Origin of the sequence: Bremerella sp. TYQ1, from assembly GCF_020150455.1 — a bacterium.
GTDB classification, from domain to species: Bacteria; Planctomycetota; Planctomycetia; order Pirellulales; family Pirellulaceae; genus Bremerella; species Bremerella volcania_A.
In genome coordinates this window covers 3,413,800-3,428,860 of sequence record NZ_CP083740.1, presented here as the reverse complement: position 1 = coordinate 3,428,860, position 15,061 = coordinate 3,413,800, and the positions used below count along the sequence as shown (strand labels likewise).

Genomic DNA, 15,061 nt, shown 5'->3' with positions numbered 1-15,061 from the left:
TCATTTCTTTCGTTTGCGGCTTTTAGGGTAAGACTTCGCAAACGCTCGTTCAACACGTTCGCGGATTGCGTCAAGAGACATCGAACTCTCCTCGATCCTTCGTAGTATTTCGTGCACTTCCAACTCTAATCTCGATTCTTCCTTGAAGAAAGACTGTTGAACCTCTTGCCGATGAACCACATCGGTATCCGATTGATCAGCCCAGCGAACGTTGGTTGAAATGAGTGGCAGAATTTCGACTTCTAGTACGCCACGCGAAATCGTGCGAAAATCTGGTCGGCCTGAATCTCGGCTTTCGAGAAGCGTCATCAATTCCGCTAGAGCAATATCGCAAGTTGGTCTTTCAAGCCAATGTGATGGGCGTCCAAGCTCTCTCCGCATCAGCCAGCCTAAGCCGTTTCCATAATTGTCAACGGTGGTTTCAGGAACAAATCCAGCACATACGCCATACCACAGAAGACTCTCTCGCAATTCGCCGATTAGTGGAAAGATCAATGATAGATGATCTAATGAGCCAGGCCTCACTCTGCTGACCAAGTAACCCATTGCAAAGGCGCGATTTCTTTGCGTGGTTTTTGTTCCTGTTGCCAATGTACGAAGGCCAATTTCGACAGCAATTACTCGACCTTCGCGGGGGCCTTCCATGGCTGACCAGAGTTCCGTTGCGGAAACCGAACTGGGCAAAAGATTGCCCCATGTGTTCTTCGAAAGCCGTCCTTCCAACTTGAGTTCGTGAAGCGCAGTTGCAACGATATCATTCTCGCTTGGAGCATCTGAGGCCAGAACTACTTCCCATACGTTCTTGACTTCATTCGGTGTCAGGTCTAATGGTGGATTGCCGACGAGCTTTCTGGTTGAATCCCATCCCTTCTCCAATAAGTGTTGAAATTCCCGGCTCGAAACGACTGAGACCTCATAGTTCCGTACAGCCTTTGCTAGCGCGAATGACATCGTTCGCGTAAAAGCACTAAAAGGTAAACGATTTATGTCGGCGCGACCGATTGAGTAGGCAATAGCTTCTGTAATGATCAAGCCAAGGTCAACAGATCGGTTTCTTGTAGTCCAATCGGTACCGGCTGCACTGGCTGCAAGTCGTGCATTTGGTGGATTTTCAACGCGGCAATGCGCTGTAAACGGTCGAATGTTTCGAAAGTAAGTCGAGCACCAGGCAAGGAAATCCGAAGTCTTCCCATCGGCGACAACTGCGGCACGAGGAAGCGAAAACGAATCGGTAGGTGGAGACTTCCATGCAAGAAGAACGTCATCTCCCCGAACAATAAAATTTTCCGGAGATTCGCTTTCAATAACAACCTTTCGAGGGACTGGATTTCTACGCGAGAGCAATTCAACGAATTCTTCTCGACTGCACTTCCAAAAGTAGTTCATTTCTTTCCTCCAAAAACTGACGCCATAGTAGGAGGACTTGCAGCTGGCTCAACTATTGTCAATGCCGCTTCGAAATAGCCATGAAGATCGTCGGTGTGATAAATCGAGAGGGCCGTTTTTGCTCGTGTCACCGCGGTAAATGCCATCTTCCTGTTGTTTCCAAATTTCTGGAGGAGTTCACAACCTGCCAGATGAAGCGCCCGAAACTCTAAGCCTTTCGCGGCGTGAAACGTTGAAACAATTATCCTTTTGTCCGCGGGAAAGGTATCGCTCGCACTACCATGGAGCAAGAATGCGTTTCCTCCGTGTGCCGAGGAACTGATGACTTCCCAAACAGTGCTCATTTGCTCCTTCTTAGGGCACAGTATTCCAATGTACTCATCTGGAAACGCGGCAGTCTGCGTATTCAAACGCGAAACAATTTCTGTCGCCTGAGCTTCGAGCGACGGGAGTCGCTTGTAGTCTACAGTGGACGGATTGGTGGCTTCGTCATAGTTCGAGGTCTCGACGAGTGGACGGTAACCATCCCATTTCTGAGCAATTTCGTCGGCTACACGGCATATGTTTACTCCATTTCGATAGTGAAATTTAAGCTCAAATGTCTGATTAACTCGATTCGCGATCGTGCTCAATGAGTCGTCGCCGGCATAGATTTTTTGTCGCTCATCGGCTACGCAGAACAGACGTTCGGTTAATCGGTCAAACAATTCAATTTCTTTCGGCGTGTAATCTTGAGCCTCATCAAGCAGGATGCCGTTATAGATACTCTCAAGCTTGTGCTCGTCGGCAACTCTGAGCATTTCATCTAAAAACGTTTCACGAACTTTCTCAAATGTTCCTGTGGGATCTATATGGCGTCCGTATTGATGCAGAAAGTCGATTTGCCATTCCCGACATGTCACGATCTTCGATGCTGGGAAATCATATTGACCGGCTCCACTGGCAATGAATTCTTTTAATGAGCGTGTAAACGTGATGATCTGAATATTCTTCAGCTTTGACAAATAGAGATAGTTCGCCCTAAGCAAGAGCAAATTGGTTTTTCCAGAGCCAGGTGGCCCCGTAACAAGGTAATTTCCAAATTCCGGCAATGCGATGACCTTTTGTTGATCCTCGTCAAGCTCGTCCTGACCTACCCACCATGTTTCGCTCATGACTGCTCCTCAGTTGAATGAAGGGGTGCCAGCCAGTTCGGATTACCAGATGAATGAGAACCCTGATTATTAGACTGGACGGCATCCAGCCATTGATACAAAGCATTTTGAACATTTGTCGGCAGGCTGGAAGAGTCTAATGGACCTCGAAACAGACCGCACTCAGATGGAGGTACTCCATGATCATTGGGGCCATCTAACAAGCACGCCGATGCGGAAACGTATACAGATAGCGTCGGCTCATCTATCACCTCGGCGACGAACTTGATTGAGAGCTGACGTGGAACCATGAGCGTCACATTAGAATCGAAAACAACGTGAATTCCTACTTGCCCACCCGTAAGTTCCACGATTTGCATGCGTGGAAACGCGGAATTTCCTGCACACTCCAATCGTACAATTCCACTCAATTTGTCGTTTATCTGACGCGTCAGTTGGGCAGGCGGCGATGTGTTCGATCCAACCGTAAGTTCATCTGATGCCACACGTGCTGATAAGCTGCGTTTTCTCACGCGATCTCGTGCGCTTTGAGCAGATTCTTTTGGTGGAGAAGTTAGTTTAAGGAAGTCGTCCCAACTGACCAATGCAATGCGTGATTGGGGAGATTTCACCAAACAATTCTGTGCAAGCAGAACCAAGTCCGGCGAAACTTCATCCCCGTGTATTTCAGGTTTCTCACTTTTTACAGCCTCGACCAGCACAGCATACGGCTCGGAGAACTCGTCGAATAATGGACGACGGGTAATCAAGTCGTGCAAAACTCCACCGAGTTGGTAAAAAGTAATAGCCCTCCATCCTTCGATGCTGTCCTCCTCTTCTCTCCTCAAAAATTCGGGAGAACTGTAGCGAAGAGTTCCAATAAAAGGCCGTCCTGCCTCGTCGGTCAGACTCGGATCGCCGAATGGCCTTAAGACCCCAAGGTCTAGCAGAATTGCTCGCTCAAAATCGTTGGTAACTGCAATATTGGATGGTTTTATATCTCGATGGGCGAGTTCTTTGTCTTCGAGAAACTTTGCCGCCGCAGCGACTTGTTCAACTATGGACGCGATCTTGTCTAGGGGGACATCGGGAAGAGCTTTTTCGAGATCACGAGCTTTCAAGAATTGCATCGCGATGAAAAGATGTCCCGACTCTTGACATTCACCGCCATCGAAGATTTCTACGAGATTTGGATGAGACTCGCCGATTAAAGCACATTCGCGTGCGATTCTCGAAAGTTGGGTTTCCTTACCAAATCTTTCCACTAATTCGGGGTCGAAGATTTTGAGGGCAGCATCCTGTGCGTCCTTTCTAGCATGAAAGACTAACGCAGATTTTCCAGATCCTAAGTATGAGATGATGTTCCAGCCAGAAACGGATGATCCGATCAGTTCGCCGGACATTATCTTGGCCCGTGCTTCATCCATACTTGTTCTCCAATCGTCGGCTACTGCGTTTCAAACTCCTCGGCCTCCACATCATCCTGCGAATGTAAAGGTTGGCCAGTTGCAAGCGGTAATGTATCTTACCTCGTGAGAAGCGTCCAGAATCAACCAGGTTTCCGGGGGCTGGGGTGCTCAAACTGGCAACGAAATACATGAAATAAGAGTCCGGGCCGATTTCGAATCGAAAGTTCGGAGCGAACGATTGCAGTCATGGAGTTGACGGCGATCGATCATGGTGTGAATTAGTTGTTGCCTCAAGCGTGGTGAGACAGTCTGTTGGTTTGGTTCGAACTCGACATGTCCGTCGAAGTCGGCTCGGCGAGGACAAATACCTTTCGAGACCAAAAATCTGACCTGCAAGGGTTCATCGATGTCCTCATGGAGTAGATAACCCTGACCAGTGAACGAAATCGGTTACGGAGTCGTTTTTGAGGTTTCTAGACAAAAGATCGGAACTGGCGTCTTCCAGTGTAAAAGGTGATTTGGCGACTCTTATACATGTTGCACGGTGGTTTTACTGGCAGCGGCCTTTCCTGTGGGGAACCTATGCAAGGGTGTTAGAAACATCGACACCGATGAACCCGACTGGCGTGGTCTCGAAGTTTTGCAGGTCAATCGATTGCGAGCTGCGGCAGAGCAGTTTGTGCAAACGGTGGTGCACACTCGTATTCAAGTGAATCCACGGCTTTATAAAGATATGCGTGACCTATGCAGTAATTCTTCTTAGGGCATTCCAAAGAAGACCCTTTACTAGATTGAGAAGTGATGATCACGTCGGCAACACCCGAGGAGTCAGTTCTTTTCCTTTGCTAAGTGTAATCTTTGTCAATAGAAGGACATTATGTTTCAGGCTACAAGTCGGCTCGTCTCCATTGCCTCACCGTCCCAGGTATGACAGCCCGGCACTGGGACCTCTGAAGAAAGCCCAATCATGCCACAGAATTGGTCAGAAATCGAAGTTCAGCTGATTGTTGAGGACTACTTTGAGATGCTGCAGAGCGACTTACTCGACCAACCCTACAGCAAAGCCGAACACCGACGGTCGCTTAGCCCACAACTAGATGAACGCTCAAGCAGTTCGATCGAGTTCAAGCACCAAAACATTAGTGCAGTGATGGTAGAGCTTGGCCTGCCCTATATTCAGGGATATAAACCGAGAGGGAATTTTCAATCACTCTTGGCGGATGGTGTCAGGAATTACCTTGATGTACACCCCGACCTGCTGGACAGGCTGGCGGATGGTCCGGTAGTCAGCCCAGATCGTGTGCCGAAGATGAAACCAATGTCCTTCAATTCGGTGCAAGAGACCCCACCCAAACGCATTTTTTCGCCATCTGAGTCTTCCCGTCCGTGGAACACCCGGAAACCACGTTGCCGCGATTTCGCTGCACACGATGCCGCCAATCGACGTTTGGGACAGTGTGGCGAGGAGTGGGTGGTCGATATCGAACGGCAAAGGCTCATTTCGCTGGGAAGAGATGATCTTGCAAACAGAGTGGAGTGGGTGGCGCAATCGATAGGCGATGGATTAGGCTTCGACGTGTTGTCTTTTGACGCGGTTGACGACTCCGAACGGTTGATTGAAGTCAAGACAACAGGGCTTGGCAAATACTTCCCCTTCTATGTGACTCGCAACGAGTTGCGTTGCTCAGAGGATGTCGAGAAGCAGTTTCATCTTTACCGGGTGTTTGACTTTGGCCGCACGCCTAGATTGTTTGTGCTACAGGGGTCGCTTCGTATTGCGTGTCAACTCGAGGCCGTGCAGTATATGGCGGCGATTTGAGTCTGCATGAACAACTAGTGCCTTAAGCAGTTGTTAGCTCATCTGTTTTTCAATTTTGACTCGTCACCTTTCGCCACTCTTTAACTTCGACCCGAATGTATTCCGCTTTCCCGTCTGAGAGTCGGTCTAAGTTATCGGACAGGTCGTGAGCTCCGCCCAGTATTATGATGGAGAGATGTCCACCGTTGAGTAGCAGACGAGCCTGACTATCTTCTCTATCCTCGATCTTTTCCTGATCGAAACTCACAGTTCCGTCTTCGGCAATCGGTCTAGCTGCTTGATGAGCCTTCTCGTCCTCCAAGGGCAAAACACCTTCCAATTCACCGGAAAGCACCAACCGGCCGGCAGCACCAAGTTGAAGAATGTCACGATGGTACTGCTTCTCCAGCTTTTGAATACCATCAATGATTCGCCTTGTTGGGACATCTGGCTCCGAATCGGCGAACAACTCACGATGCTCCTGCCGTAGATCGGAAAGCTCTTTGCCAACGACTCGCAATCCTTCCACTTTAGCATTGAAGATCAACTGGTCCGGTTTGGTCAGGCCTTCTAGATGAACTTGCTTTAGACCGAAGTGTTTGATGAGCCACCGCAAAACGGCCATCTGCTGTACCTGCACTCGATCCACTTCGCCCAGTAATTCAGCGAATCGGCGGTCGATGTCTTCATCAGAAATGGGTTCGTCTGAGAGGGATCGCAGGTCGGCTGCGTAATCTTCCCGATCAACATAGTGCCAGTCAGCAATGTGGATGATGCGATGCAGCGGCTGTTCATCCGAACCATATCGCTTCACGTCCGCAATATCTGGATGCTGTTGCAGAGTATCTATGGGATTTGAGTTGAGGTTATTTAAGTCAGTGATTGCTGGAAGCGAATGGTCCTCAGTTTCCTTAGAACTACAACCGCTGACAGCATGTATGACAAAAGCGATCCAGCACAGATACGCCACAAAACCTCGCATATTCGATGTCCCAACTGAATTACAAGGCCCGAACTTTATGGAAAGAAAGGTTCTCATGGCAACCCCGACGTTGCGTAGTTATCATCGTCCTTCACAATCTTAATCGAACAGAGGGGAGACACCATGCACCTAATGAAGGCCATTATCAAAGCCCGAAAGATTGGAGCAGCGGTCTGCTTCTGGACTGAGACTGATGACTTTCGTACGAAGCTCATCGTTAAATTGAAGGACGCCAAGAGGGCCGAGGTACTCGACTATGAGTTTGAGGAGGTGTTGACCGATCCGGCGGCGTTTGAAGAGGTCATCGCCCAGCAAATTGATCGGTTTGTAGCGGAATGGTAATGCCATGATGGCGAAATGACAGGGGATAGCGGCATAACTAAATCAGGCGCTGTGTATGGCGATGTGATCGAAAACAGGTGATGGATCTATCAAGACTTGAACAAATCCAGCCCCCTCAACTGCTGCAGGTTATCAGGACAGTCGCGAGGGTGAGATGGAGTAGCTATCCTGTTAAGAAATAGGGCACAGGACCCTCAATCGACATTTTGGTTGCTACTGGATTTAAGCGTGAACGAAAACGCGCCTGGCTGTCTCACGGTGATCCTCCGAATGTTTGGCGTCAATCTTGCGTCCGGCATCGAACCGACGTCGCAGACGCTGCCGTATCTTTTGCGGGATGATTTTCTTTCACCCGCGGAGCTATCCTTTTTTCATGTATTGCGGAAAGCTGTAAGCGACAAATACATCGTCATCGCAAAGGTGAATCTGGCGGATATCTTATTCGTCCCAGGGAAGGAAAACATCTCCTATCGCAACAGAATCGACCGGAAGCATGTTGATTTCGTTTTGTGTGACCCGGTCTCGATGCAACCGATCTGTGCGGTTGAGTTAGATGACCGATCACACCGACAAGCCGACCGACAGCAGCGTGATGAGTTGGTAGATGCAGCACTGGCTGCTACCGGCCTGCCATTGATTCGCGTGCCGGCAAAACGAGGATACAACGTGGAGAATCTGCGTGAAATCCTCGCTACTATTCCGCTTCAAGATTCACAAAGGATAGAGCCTGTTTCTCCGCCGAGCGGTGAGGTTCCGATCTGTCCCAAATGCCAGACCTCCATGAAGCGACAAACAGCCCGACGTGGAGCGAATGCTGGAAAGCAGTTCTGGGGATGCTCCAACTATCCAAAGTGCCGCGAGACGATGGACATTTCCGGCTAAACAATCAGCATCCACCGAGCGGATCGACGCACAATGAAAGGAAGGCCCGAGCCAACCTCGGGCGTCAGCCCTAGGGCCACAGGAGCAGAGTCACGCGTTTTGAAATGTGGGCTTGCCAATCGGACTGGCGCTTGCCAAAATTCTTGCCAGACGCCGCGCTTGCCAGAAATGGCCAAAAGAAAAGCCTCGCAAATCATTGATATGCAAGGCTTTAACAAGTCGGGGTGACACGATTTGAACGTGCGACCTCTGCGTCCCGAACGCAGCGATCTGCCAGGCTTAGCTACACCCCGATTGCGTTTGCTTTGGCGGGCTGATTTGTGCGAAGGCCAATTGGAGGGGAGGATTTTAGTCGGTGGCGAAAGGTTCGGTCAACCTGATGGGGTGGCGGTGATTTCGGCTGCGGCGGGCTTCCAGGCTACTAGTTGTAGCTCTACATTGCTGCGGCCTCGGAAGGTGTTGATGACGGGGTGGTAGGCAACGTCGAGAGGGCCGTTGTTGGCTTCGAGTTCCTCTGCCCATTCTCCGCGGCCGAATGCAACGCCACGGATCTTAACTCCGTGATGTTCTAGATGGATTGCGAGGTGTCGTTCGCCACCTCCAATACGTTTCGGAGGAGAGGCCAGCTTAGCTCCCGACACGCACATAAGCGGTCGAGGGTTGCTTTGTCCAAATGGGCCTAGCTGGTCAATTTGTTCCACGATTTGTCGCGTCAGTTGGCTGAAGGGGGCTTCGGCGTCGATGACCAGCTCAGAAATCCGATCTTTGTCGGTAACGTTCGCGGCGGCGTATTCGCAAAACTCATGGCGGAAGGTTTCGATCTGGGCCTCGTCTATTTGTAACCCTGCCGCGGCAGCATGTCCTCCGTGTCCAAGCAATAGGTGATCGCAAGCTTGTAGGGCCTCGTGCAGATTCAGCCCGTTGGCTGAACGGCAGGAACCAACGCCAGGTTTGACGCCAGCTTCGTCGAGAGCAATCATCACCACAGGGCGGTTGTACTTGTCCGACAGCCGGCCAGCGACGATGCCGATGATGCCTGGGTGCCAGCCGTGTCCGGCGAGTACAAGGGCGGGATCGTTTTCGGGGTCAAACTGTTCTTTGATCTGCTTCGTGGCCGCCATCTGGACACTGCGTTCCAGGCTCGATCGGCTGTCATTCAGTTGATGTAAGTATTCGGCGAGTGCTAGCGCTCGTTCATTGGAATCGGTCGTTAGGAGTTCGATACCTAGCTGGGCTTGGCCTAGTCGACCGGCGGCGTTCAGGCGAGGTGCCATTGTAAAGCCGATGTCATCGCTCGCTAAAAAAGGCTTGTCTTGAAGACCGGTGATTTTCATTAGTGCACTGATACCAGGCACAGGAAACTCGCGGAGGCAATTCAGGCCGTGACGAACGAGCAGGCGGTTCTCATCGGTAAGTGGCACGACATCGGCAACCGTTCCGATCGATGCTAAGCCGACAGCCGAGAGGAGATAGTTTTTGAAGCGGTCGGTGACCCTTTTCGATTGGCACTCCAGCTGGCAAAGTGCCCAGGCCAGTTTCAATGCGACGCCAGCTCCGCAGAGTCCACCAAATGGATAGGCGGTGCCAGGCAGTCGTGGATGAACTAGAACGGAGGCGTCGGGGAGTTGTTCTCCCATTTCATGGTGATCGGTAACGATTAGCTCGATGCCGAGTTCTTTGGCTCTCGCGGCTTCTGCTACGCTTGCGATACCGCAATCGACGGTAATCACCATGTCGTTGTCGCGTTCGGCCAGCTTTTCAAGGGCTTCGACGTTTAGGCCGTATCCTTCATCAATGCGATGTGGCACATAGTAAGAAACGGACGCACCCATGAGTTTAAGGCAACGATAGAGAATTGCCGTCGAGGTGATACCGTCGGCGTCGTAGTCGCCGTAGATCGTGATTTTTTTCTCGGCTTTGATCGCCGCGTGAATTCTCTCTGCCGCTTGCTCAACTCCCGGCAGCAGCTCTGGATCTCGCAGCCCTGACAGTTTGGCGTCGAGGAACTCGCGCGCGGTTTCTGCATCTCGGATGCCTCGGCAGACCAGCAGTTGGGCCACGATCGGGGGAATGCTAGCGGATCGTTCTAAGTCGCGTACGACTGCCATATCGTGCGGAAGAATTCGCCAGTTAGCATCCATAGGGCTGTGTGTCGCTCCGTCAGAGATAGAGGAAAGGCTTAACGCATGTGCCAATTATCGAGAAGGAAGGCCGTATTTCCAGCCCTTGCTTGACATTCATGAGAATAGATCGGATCGCGCTTGCATCTAGCGCATGCAAGAAGCCGGATCTTTTCGACCCGGCTTTCAAGATTCTTGGTCCACGACTCAGGTCCCGATGGCGTTCATCGGGAGCGGAGACTATTTCTTCTTTTCAACGTGGACGGTGTGCTTTCGCAGTCGCGGGCAGTACTTCTTCAGGCGAAGCTTCTCACCGCCAGGCTTGCGGCGTAGCGAGTAATTGTAGTCGCCAGACTCTTCGCAAACGAGAAATACGGTTTCAGCTTTCTTATTCTTCTTGGCCATGGGTTCGGACCAATTACCTGCTTGTAGTCTTCGGAAGGGTATGTCGAAACCTTAGTTTTTAGCAAAACGGTCGCTCCGTCGTAAGGGGTTGTTGTCGATTCTCGCGATCATTTTAGCCACTAAGGCAAATCTTGGCTTTCTTGGCAAAACTGAGCCGACTGAAGAGTACTTCTGAGGCAGAAAATCGTTCCTAGCCATGTAAAGGTTCGCAATAATTCACGTACGATGGTGCGAATCCTTTGATTAGAACCCAATAGACTCATCTAATGCGGATTGCGGATAGCAAAGTTGCCTCCCTTGTTGGGGGGTGTTGGCGGGGTTGTTTCCCCGTAGAATAGGGAACGGCCGGGAATTCTCTCGGCGTTCGCAGCACCTAAACGGCTTTCTATTCAAAGCTTCCGGGGCCTTTTCTTTCCCAGAAGATCGCGACAGTCTTGCGAATGCAAGCCTTGGTGAGGCAATGAGTTGTTAATCTCCGCTTCTAGCGTGAAGCGATGAATTCCACGGAGAATTGAAATGGCTCAAGTCGATACAGATCACGAATCGCATGACGAGCACGAAGAACAGCGTCCCAAGATCGCGACGCGGTTCCTTTTGTTTACGGCCGTTCCGTCATGGCTGATTAGTCTTGTCGTGCATTTGGTCTTTTTCTTGATCTTGCTGACTATCTTTATGCCGCCAGTGAAGCGGGATAAGCGAATTTTGACCATCAACGATTCTGCTGATGCAGAGGAAATCGAAGAGTTGGTGATGGAAGAGTTCGAGCCGATCGACGAGCAGACGCTCGAGTTCGACGATCCCCCTGAGCAGCCGGAAGAGGCCGTCTTGAGCGATGAGATCGTCGTTTCTGACTTCCAGGAAGAGATGGCTGCTACGCAAATGGTCGAGCTAAGCGACTTTGCTGAGGAAACGATGCCGTTTTCGGACATCATGAGCGAAGTTTCCGGGGTCGACGGCAACGCGACTTCAGGCCGCGGTAAAGCTACGCGAACTCAGATGCTTCGTGAGAATGGTGGTACTGGGGCGAGTGAGCAAGCCGTTGTGTGGGGAATCCAGTGGATTGCCGACCATCAACTGAAAGATGGCACGTGGAGCTTCGATCATCGCCGGGGTGCTAAAAAGCCTGGCAGCAAAGATTGGGGTAGCTTTGGCGATTCACCTCGTGCGGCAACTGCCATGGCCCTATTGCCATTTCTGGGTTCGGGCATGACGCACAAAGAAGGTAAGTACAAGCAGCAGGTCGAAGCGGGGTTAGGCTCGCTCATTAAGCTGATGGAGGTTCGCGGCGATACCGGAAGCTTCCGTGAGCAAGAAGGCAACATGTACTCGCATGGCCTGGCGACGATTGCGATCTGCGAAGCCTATGCGATGACGCAAGATAAAAACCTGCTGGGACCATCGCAGTATGCCATCAACTATATACAGGCCGTACAAGATCCCGTTGGCGGTGGCTGGCGTTATCAGCCGCGACAGCCGGGGGATACTTCGGTCGTTGGTTGGCAAGTCATGGGACTGAAAAGTGGTCACATGGGATACTTGAACGTTCGAAAGAATACGATTGCTGGAGCGATCAAGTTTCTTGACTCGGTGCAAACCAAAAATGGTGCAGCCTACGGTTATGCAGATGCAGGTAGTAAGCCTTCGATGAATGCCGTCGGTTTGCTCTGTCGCATGTACACCGGCTGGAAGAAGGATAATCCTTCGCTTCAGCAGGGGGTGGAAGAACTGGGCAAGCGTGGTCCAAGTCTGGGTAACAATTCGGACATGTACTACAACTATTACGCGACCCAGGTCATGCGTCAGTATGGTGGTCCTCAGTGGGATCAATGGAACGAAAAGATGCGTGAGTTCCTCGTTAAGCAGCAGGTTCCTCAGGGGCAGGCCGAAGCAGGGAGCTGGCATTTCAATGGGCCCCATACCGAGCGTGGTGGACGTCTCTACAACACTTCGTTGTCGTTGCTAACGCTCGAGGTGTACTACCGTCACCTGCCGATCTATAAGGCGAATGCTTCCGAGGAAGACTTCCCGCTGTAAGCGACGCAATCGCTACAATCGATACGAAAGAACCTCGTGGTTGAACTCGATTCGCCGCGAGGTTTTTTGTTGCGCGGTCAGAAAAAGAACGCGACCTATAGTTTTCCGTTTTTACTAATCAGTAGCCAAGGCAACGCAGATCTTGCAAGCCAACACATCGAGTGCGAATCACGAAAGCGCGGCCTATGGGGCGTCGTCGAATGGCGCTGCGCCGATCCGTTTCAAATTCCGTAAGTTCGTATTGTTTTCCGCGGATCGCTTGCAGGGGAGTATCAGCTTCTTTGCGAGTGCTGCGATTCATTTCGTGTTGTTGATCGTTCTTGCGTTATGGACTGCGCCTGTCGGGCCGAGCGGTAACGCGAATAACATTACCTTGTTGCCCTATGAGAAATTGCCTGAGGATCTCTCGATCATTCAAACCGTAACGCCGGTAGAGATCAGTGATGCCCAGGATGTGATCGAGCAAGAACTTCAGACTGACTCAGCCGCTGCCGGAGAATTGACCAAGTTGACGGAGCCTCTGCCGAATCAATTTGCAACCAACAGCCAGGCAGCAACCGTCGACGTGACGAGCGATTTGCAGAAAAATCTGCCTTGGCAAATGACAATTCCCTCGAAGAGTGGCGGTGGATTTAAGGGACGTAGTGGAGAGCTCCAAAAAGAGTTGTTGGCTGCTCGCGGCGGTTCGCCGGCAACCGAAGATGCCGTCGAAAGGGCCCTTCGCTGGATTGCTGCGCATCAGTTGCCGGACGGTTCGTGGAATTTCGATCATCACAAAGCTGAAATTGGGAAGCTAAGTCCCAATCCTGGCGAGCCTCTCACGCGGACCGGGGCGACCGGTTTAGCGTTGCTGCCATTTCTCGGCAAGGGGTACACCCATATGAACGACAATCCCTATCGAGACCAGATCGAGCAAGGGCTGTACTTTTTGCGAGCCAATCAAATTGTCGGTCCTAACGGTGGAGACTTGCAGGATGGCTCAATGTATGGGCATGGGCTTGCGGCACTCGCGTTGTGCGAAGCATATGCGATGACCGAAGACCCTGCCTTGCGGACGGAAGCGGCCGAGGCGGTGCGATTCATTGAATATGCCCAGCACGAGCAAGGAGGTTGGAGATATCAGCCCAAGCAGCCAGGCGACATCAGTGTATATGGTTGGCAGTTAATGGCGCTCAAGAGTGCTTTGCTTGGGGGGATCAAAGTCGATAGCTCGACGATCGGGCTCGCAGAGTTTTGGTTAGATCGTGTTCAGCAAGCAGACGGAGCCTACTACGGATACCAGCATCCGGGAAAAATGATCTCTCCGACATCGATTGGTCTACTAAGTCGGATGTATCTTGGTTGGCCTCGTGAAGATGCCAGGATGCACAAAGGTGTCGACTTCCTGGCAGACAAAGGACCGTCGAAAAGCGACATGTACTACAACTACTATGCCACCAACGTTCTCTGTCACTACGGCGGCCCTAAATGGGACAAGTGGAACGAGGAACTAAAGGGATATCTGCTGAAGACACAATCGCGTCGTGGCTATACGACCGGCAGTTGGTATTTCGATGATCCGCATGCAAGGGTGGGGGGGCGATTGTACGTGACGTGCCTCTCGGCGATGATTCTGGAAGTCTATTATCGCCACATGCCCCTTTACTCGGAGAAGTCGCTTGACTTCACCTTCTGATCGCCCCGATTGGTATGACGCTATCTTGCCGGTTATCGATATCAGGCATGGTCACGTCGTGCGTGGACTCGCAGGGCGCCGAGACGAATACCAGCAAATCGACTCGCGATATACCGAAGATTCTCGACCTGGAAGCGTTGCCCACGTTTATGCGAACCGTTTCGGCTTTCGCGATTGCTACGTTGCTGATCTTAATGCGATTTGCGATCGGCACTTGGATGTGGCTGCCCTGGAAGCAATTGCTGTTCAAGGGCTCAATGTTTGGCTCGATGCCGCCGTCGGGAGCGTCTCGCAATGGGAGGCCCATGAGAAATCGCTTCGAGATTGGCGTCCGTTTCGGTGGATTGTTGCCCTGGAATCACTTGAACGTTGGTGCGAGCTGGAAGCCCTGTTGGAAAAGGTCGGGCCTGAACGGGTGGTGTTCAGCTTAGATCTCAAGGAGGGGAGGCCGTTGACCTCGCAAAAGGACTTCGCCGATATGGAAGCGGTTGAAATTGCCCGTCAGGCGACGTCTCTTGGCGTTAAGTCCATGATCGTGCTCGATTTGGCTGCCGTCGGCGAGGGGAAGGGGAGTCTCACAGAATCGCTTATCGATCAGTTGCACGACAAGCAATCAACCGTCGAGTTGATCGGCGGGGGCGGGATGAGCTGGCCTGAGGATATTGAAGCACTCGCTCGCTGCGGAGTTCAGAGGATCTTGGTGGCATCCGCACTGCATGATGGTCGAATCGCGCCAATCCGCGGATAGCCAATTCGATGAATTTTTCTGGCGACCTCAAAAAAAATTCTGCCGCCCTGTGGGGGAAAGCTAGGCAAGTTTCCATGAGCGAGAAGCTCAATTGACGTAGTTTTCTTGCGTAGCGAGTGGAAGCTAGGAAATGGATTGCCAGACCGC

12 protein-coding genes and 1 tRNA gene are annotated in these 15,061 nt (G+C 51.5%); 6 read left to right on the top strand and 7 right to left on the bottom strand.

Going from position 1 to position 15,061, the window contains the following annotated elements; translation table 11 throughout:
- Genes LA756_RS13605 through LA756_RS13595 form a run of 3 tightly spaced genes read right to left on the bottom strand, consistent with a single transcriptional unit; the run spans nucleotide 1 to nucleotide 3,946 of the window.
- The gene (locus LA756_RS13605) at nucleotides 1-1,386 is read right to left on the bottom strand and encodes a hypothetical protein (protein ID WP_224435272.1); all 1,386 of its coding nucleotides are present in this window, start codon (nucleotides 1,384-1,386) and stop codon (nucleotides 1-3) included.
- Complete coding sequence (locus LA756_RS13600) at nucleotides 1,383-2,540, bottom strand: UvrD-helicase domain-containing protein (protein WP_224435271.1); 1,158 nt, start codon at nucleotides 2,538-2,540, stop codon at nucleotides 1,383-1,385. Before LA756_RS13600 ends, LA756_RS13605 begins: the two co-directional genes overlap by 4 nt.
- Entirely contained in the window at nucleotides 2,537-3,946 is a 1,410-nt protein-coding gene (locus tag LA756_RS13595; protein ID WP_224435270.1) for a protein kinase, read from the bottom strand. Before LA756_RS13595 ends, LA756_RS13600 begins: the two co-directional genes overlap by 4 nt.
- Before the next feature lie 949 nt (nucleotides 3,947-4,895).
- Between LA756_RS13595 and LA756_RS13590 the strand changes: the two genes are divergently transcribed.
- The gene (locus LA756_RS13590) at nucleotides 4,896-5,747 is read left to right on the top strand and encodes a DUF3883 domain-containing protein (protein WP_224435269.1); all 852 of its coding nucleotides are present in this window, start codon (nucleotides 4,896-4,898) and stop codon (nucleotides 5,745-5,747) included.
- Between the two features lie 49 nt (nucleotides 5,748-5,796).
- On the opposite strand, the gene LA756_RS13585 is transcribed toward LA756_RS13590, so the two are convergent.
- Entirely contained in the window at nucleotides 5,797-6,765 is a 969-nt protein-coding gene (locus LA756_RS13585; protein ID WP_224435268.1) for a hypothetical protein, read from the bottom strand.
- Nucleotides 6,766-6,831: 66 nt separating this feature from the next.
- On the opposite strand from LA756_RS13585, the gene LA756_RS13580 reads away from it, so the two are divergent.
- Nucleotides 6,832-7,050, top strand: coding sequence for a hypothetical protein (locus tag LA756_RS13580; RefSeq protein ID WP_224435267.1), 219 nt, complete (start codon nucleotides 6,832-6,834; stop codon nucleotides 7,048-7,050).
- Nucleotides 7,051-7,320: 270 nt separating this feature from the next.
- A complete protein-coding gene (locus LA756_RS13575) occupies nucleotides 7,321-7,932 on the top strand; it encodes a DUF2726 domain-containing protein (RefSeq protein WP_224435266.1) in 612 nt (203 codons plus the stop codon).
- A gap of 219 nt (nucleotides 7,933-8,151) precedes the next feature.
- Here the strand turns inward: LA756_RS13575 and LA756_RS13570 are convergent.
- The 3 genes from LA756_RS13570 to rpmG form a co-directional block, all read right to left on the bottom strand.
- A tRNA-Pro gene (locus tag LA756_RS13570) sits at nucleotides 8,152-8,225 on the bottom strand.
- Between the two features lie 78 nt (nucleotides 8,226-8,303).
- Nucleotides 8,304-10,073, bottom strand: a complete 1,770-nt coding sequence (gene recJ, locus LA756_RS13565; protein ID WP_224435265.1) for a single-stranded-DNA-specific exonuclease RecJ — start codon at nucleotides 10,071-10,073, stop codon at nucleotides 8,304-8,306.
- Between the two features lie 219 nt (nucleotides 10,074-10,292).
- Nucleotides 10,293-10,457, bottom strand: coding sequence for a 50S ribosomal protein L33 (rpmG, locus tag LA756_RS13560; RefSeq protein WP_224435264.1), 165 nt, complete (start codon nucleotides 10,455-10,457; stop codon nucleotides 10,293-10,295).
- Nucleotides 10,458-10,973: 516 nt separating this feature from the next.
- Between rpmG and LA756_RS13555 the strand changes: the two genes are divergently transcribed.
- The 3 genes from LA756_RS13555 to LA756_RS13545 all read left to right on the top strand — a co-directional run bounded on the left by LA756_RS13555 (nucleotide 10,974) and on the right by LA756_RS13545 (nucleotide 14,914).
- Nucleotides 10,974-12,491: a prenyltransferase/squalene oxidase repeat-containing protein gene (locus tag LA756_RS13555; protein WP_224435263.1), complete on the top strand. Its 1,518-nt coding sequence runs from the start codon at nucleotides 10,974-10,976 to the stop codon at nucleotides 12,489-12,491.
- A 142-nt stretch (nucleotides 12,492-12,633) separates the two neighbouring features.
- Nucleotides 12,634-14,166, top strand: a complete 1,533-nt coding sequence (locus tag LA756_RS13550; protein ID WP_224435262.1) for a prenyltransferase/squalene oxidase repeat-containing protein — start codon at nucleotides 12,634-12,636, stop codon at nucleotides 14,164-14,166.
- Nucleotides 14,150-14,914: a HisA/HisF-related TIM barrel protein gene (locus LA756_RS13545; RefSeq protein WP_224435261.1), complete on the top strand. Its 765-nt coding sequence runs from the start codon at nucleotides 14,150-14,152 to the stop codon at nucleotides 14,912-14,914. The genes LA756_RS13550 and LA756_RS13545 overlap by 17 nt, the downstream gene beginning before the upstream one ends.
- Nucleotides 14,915-15,061 lie beyond the last annotated feature (147 nt).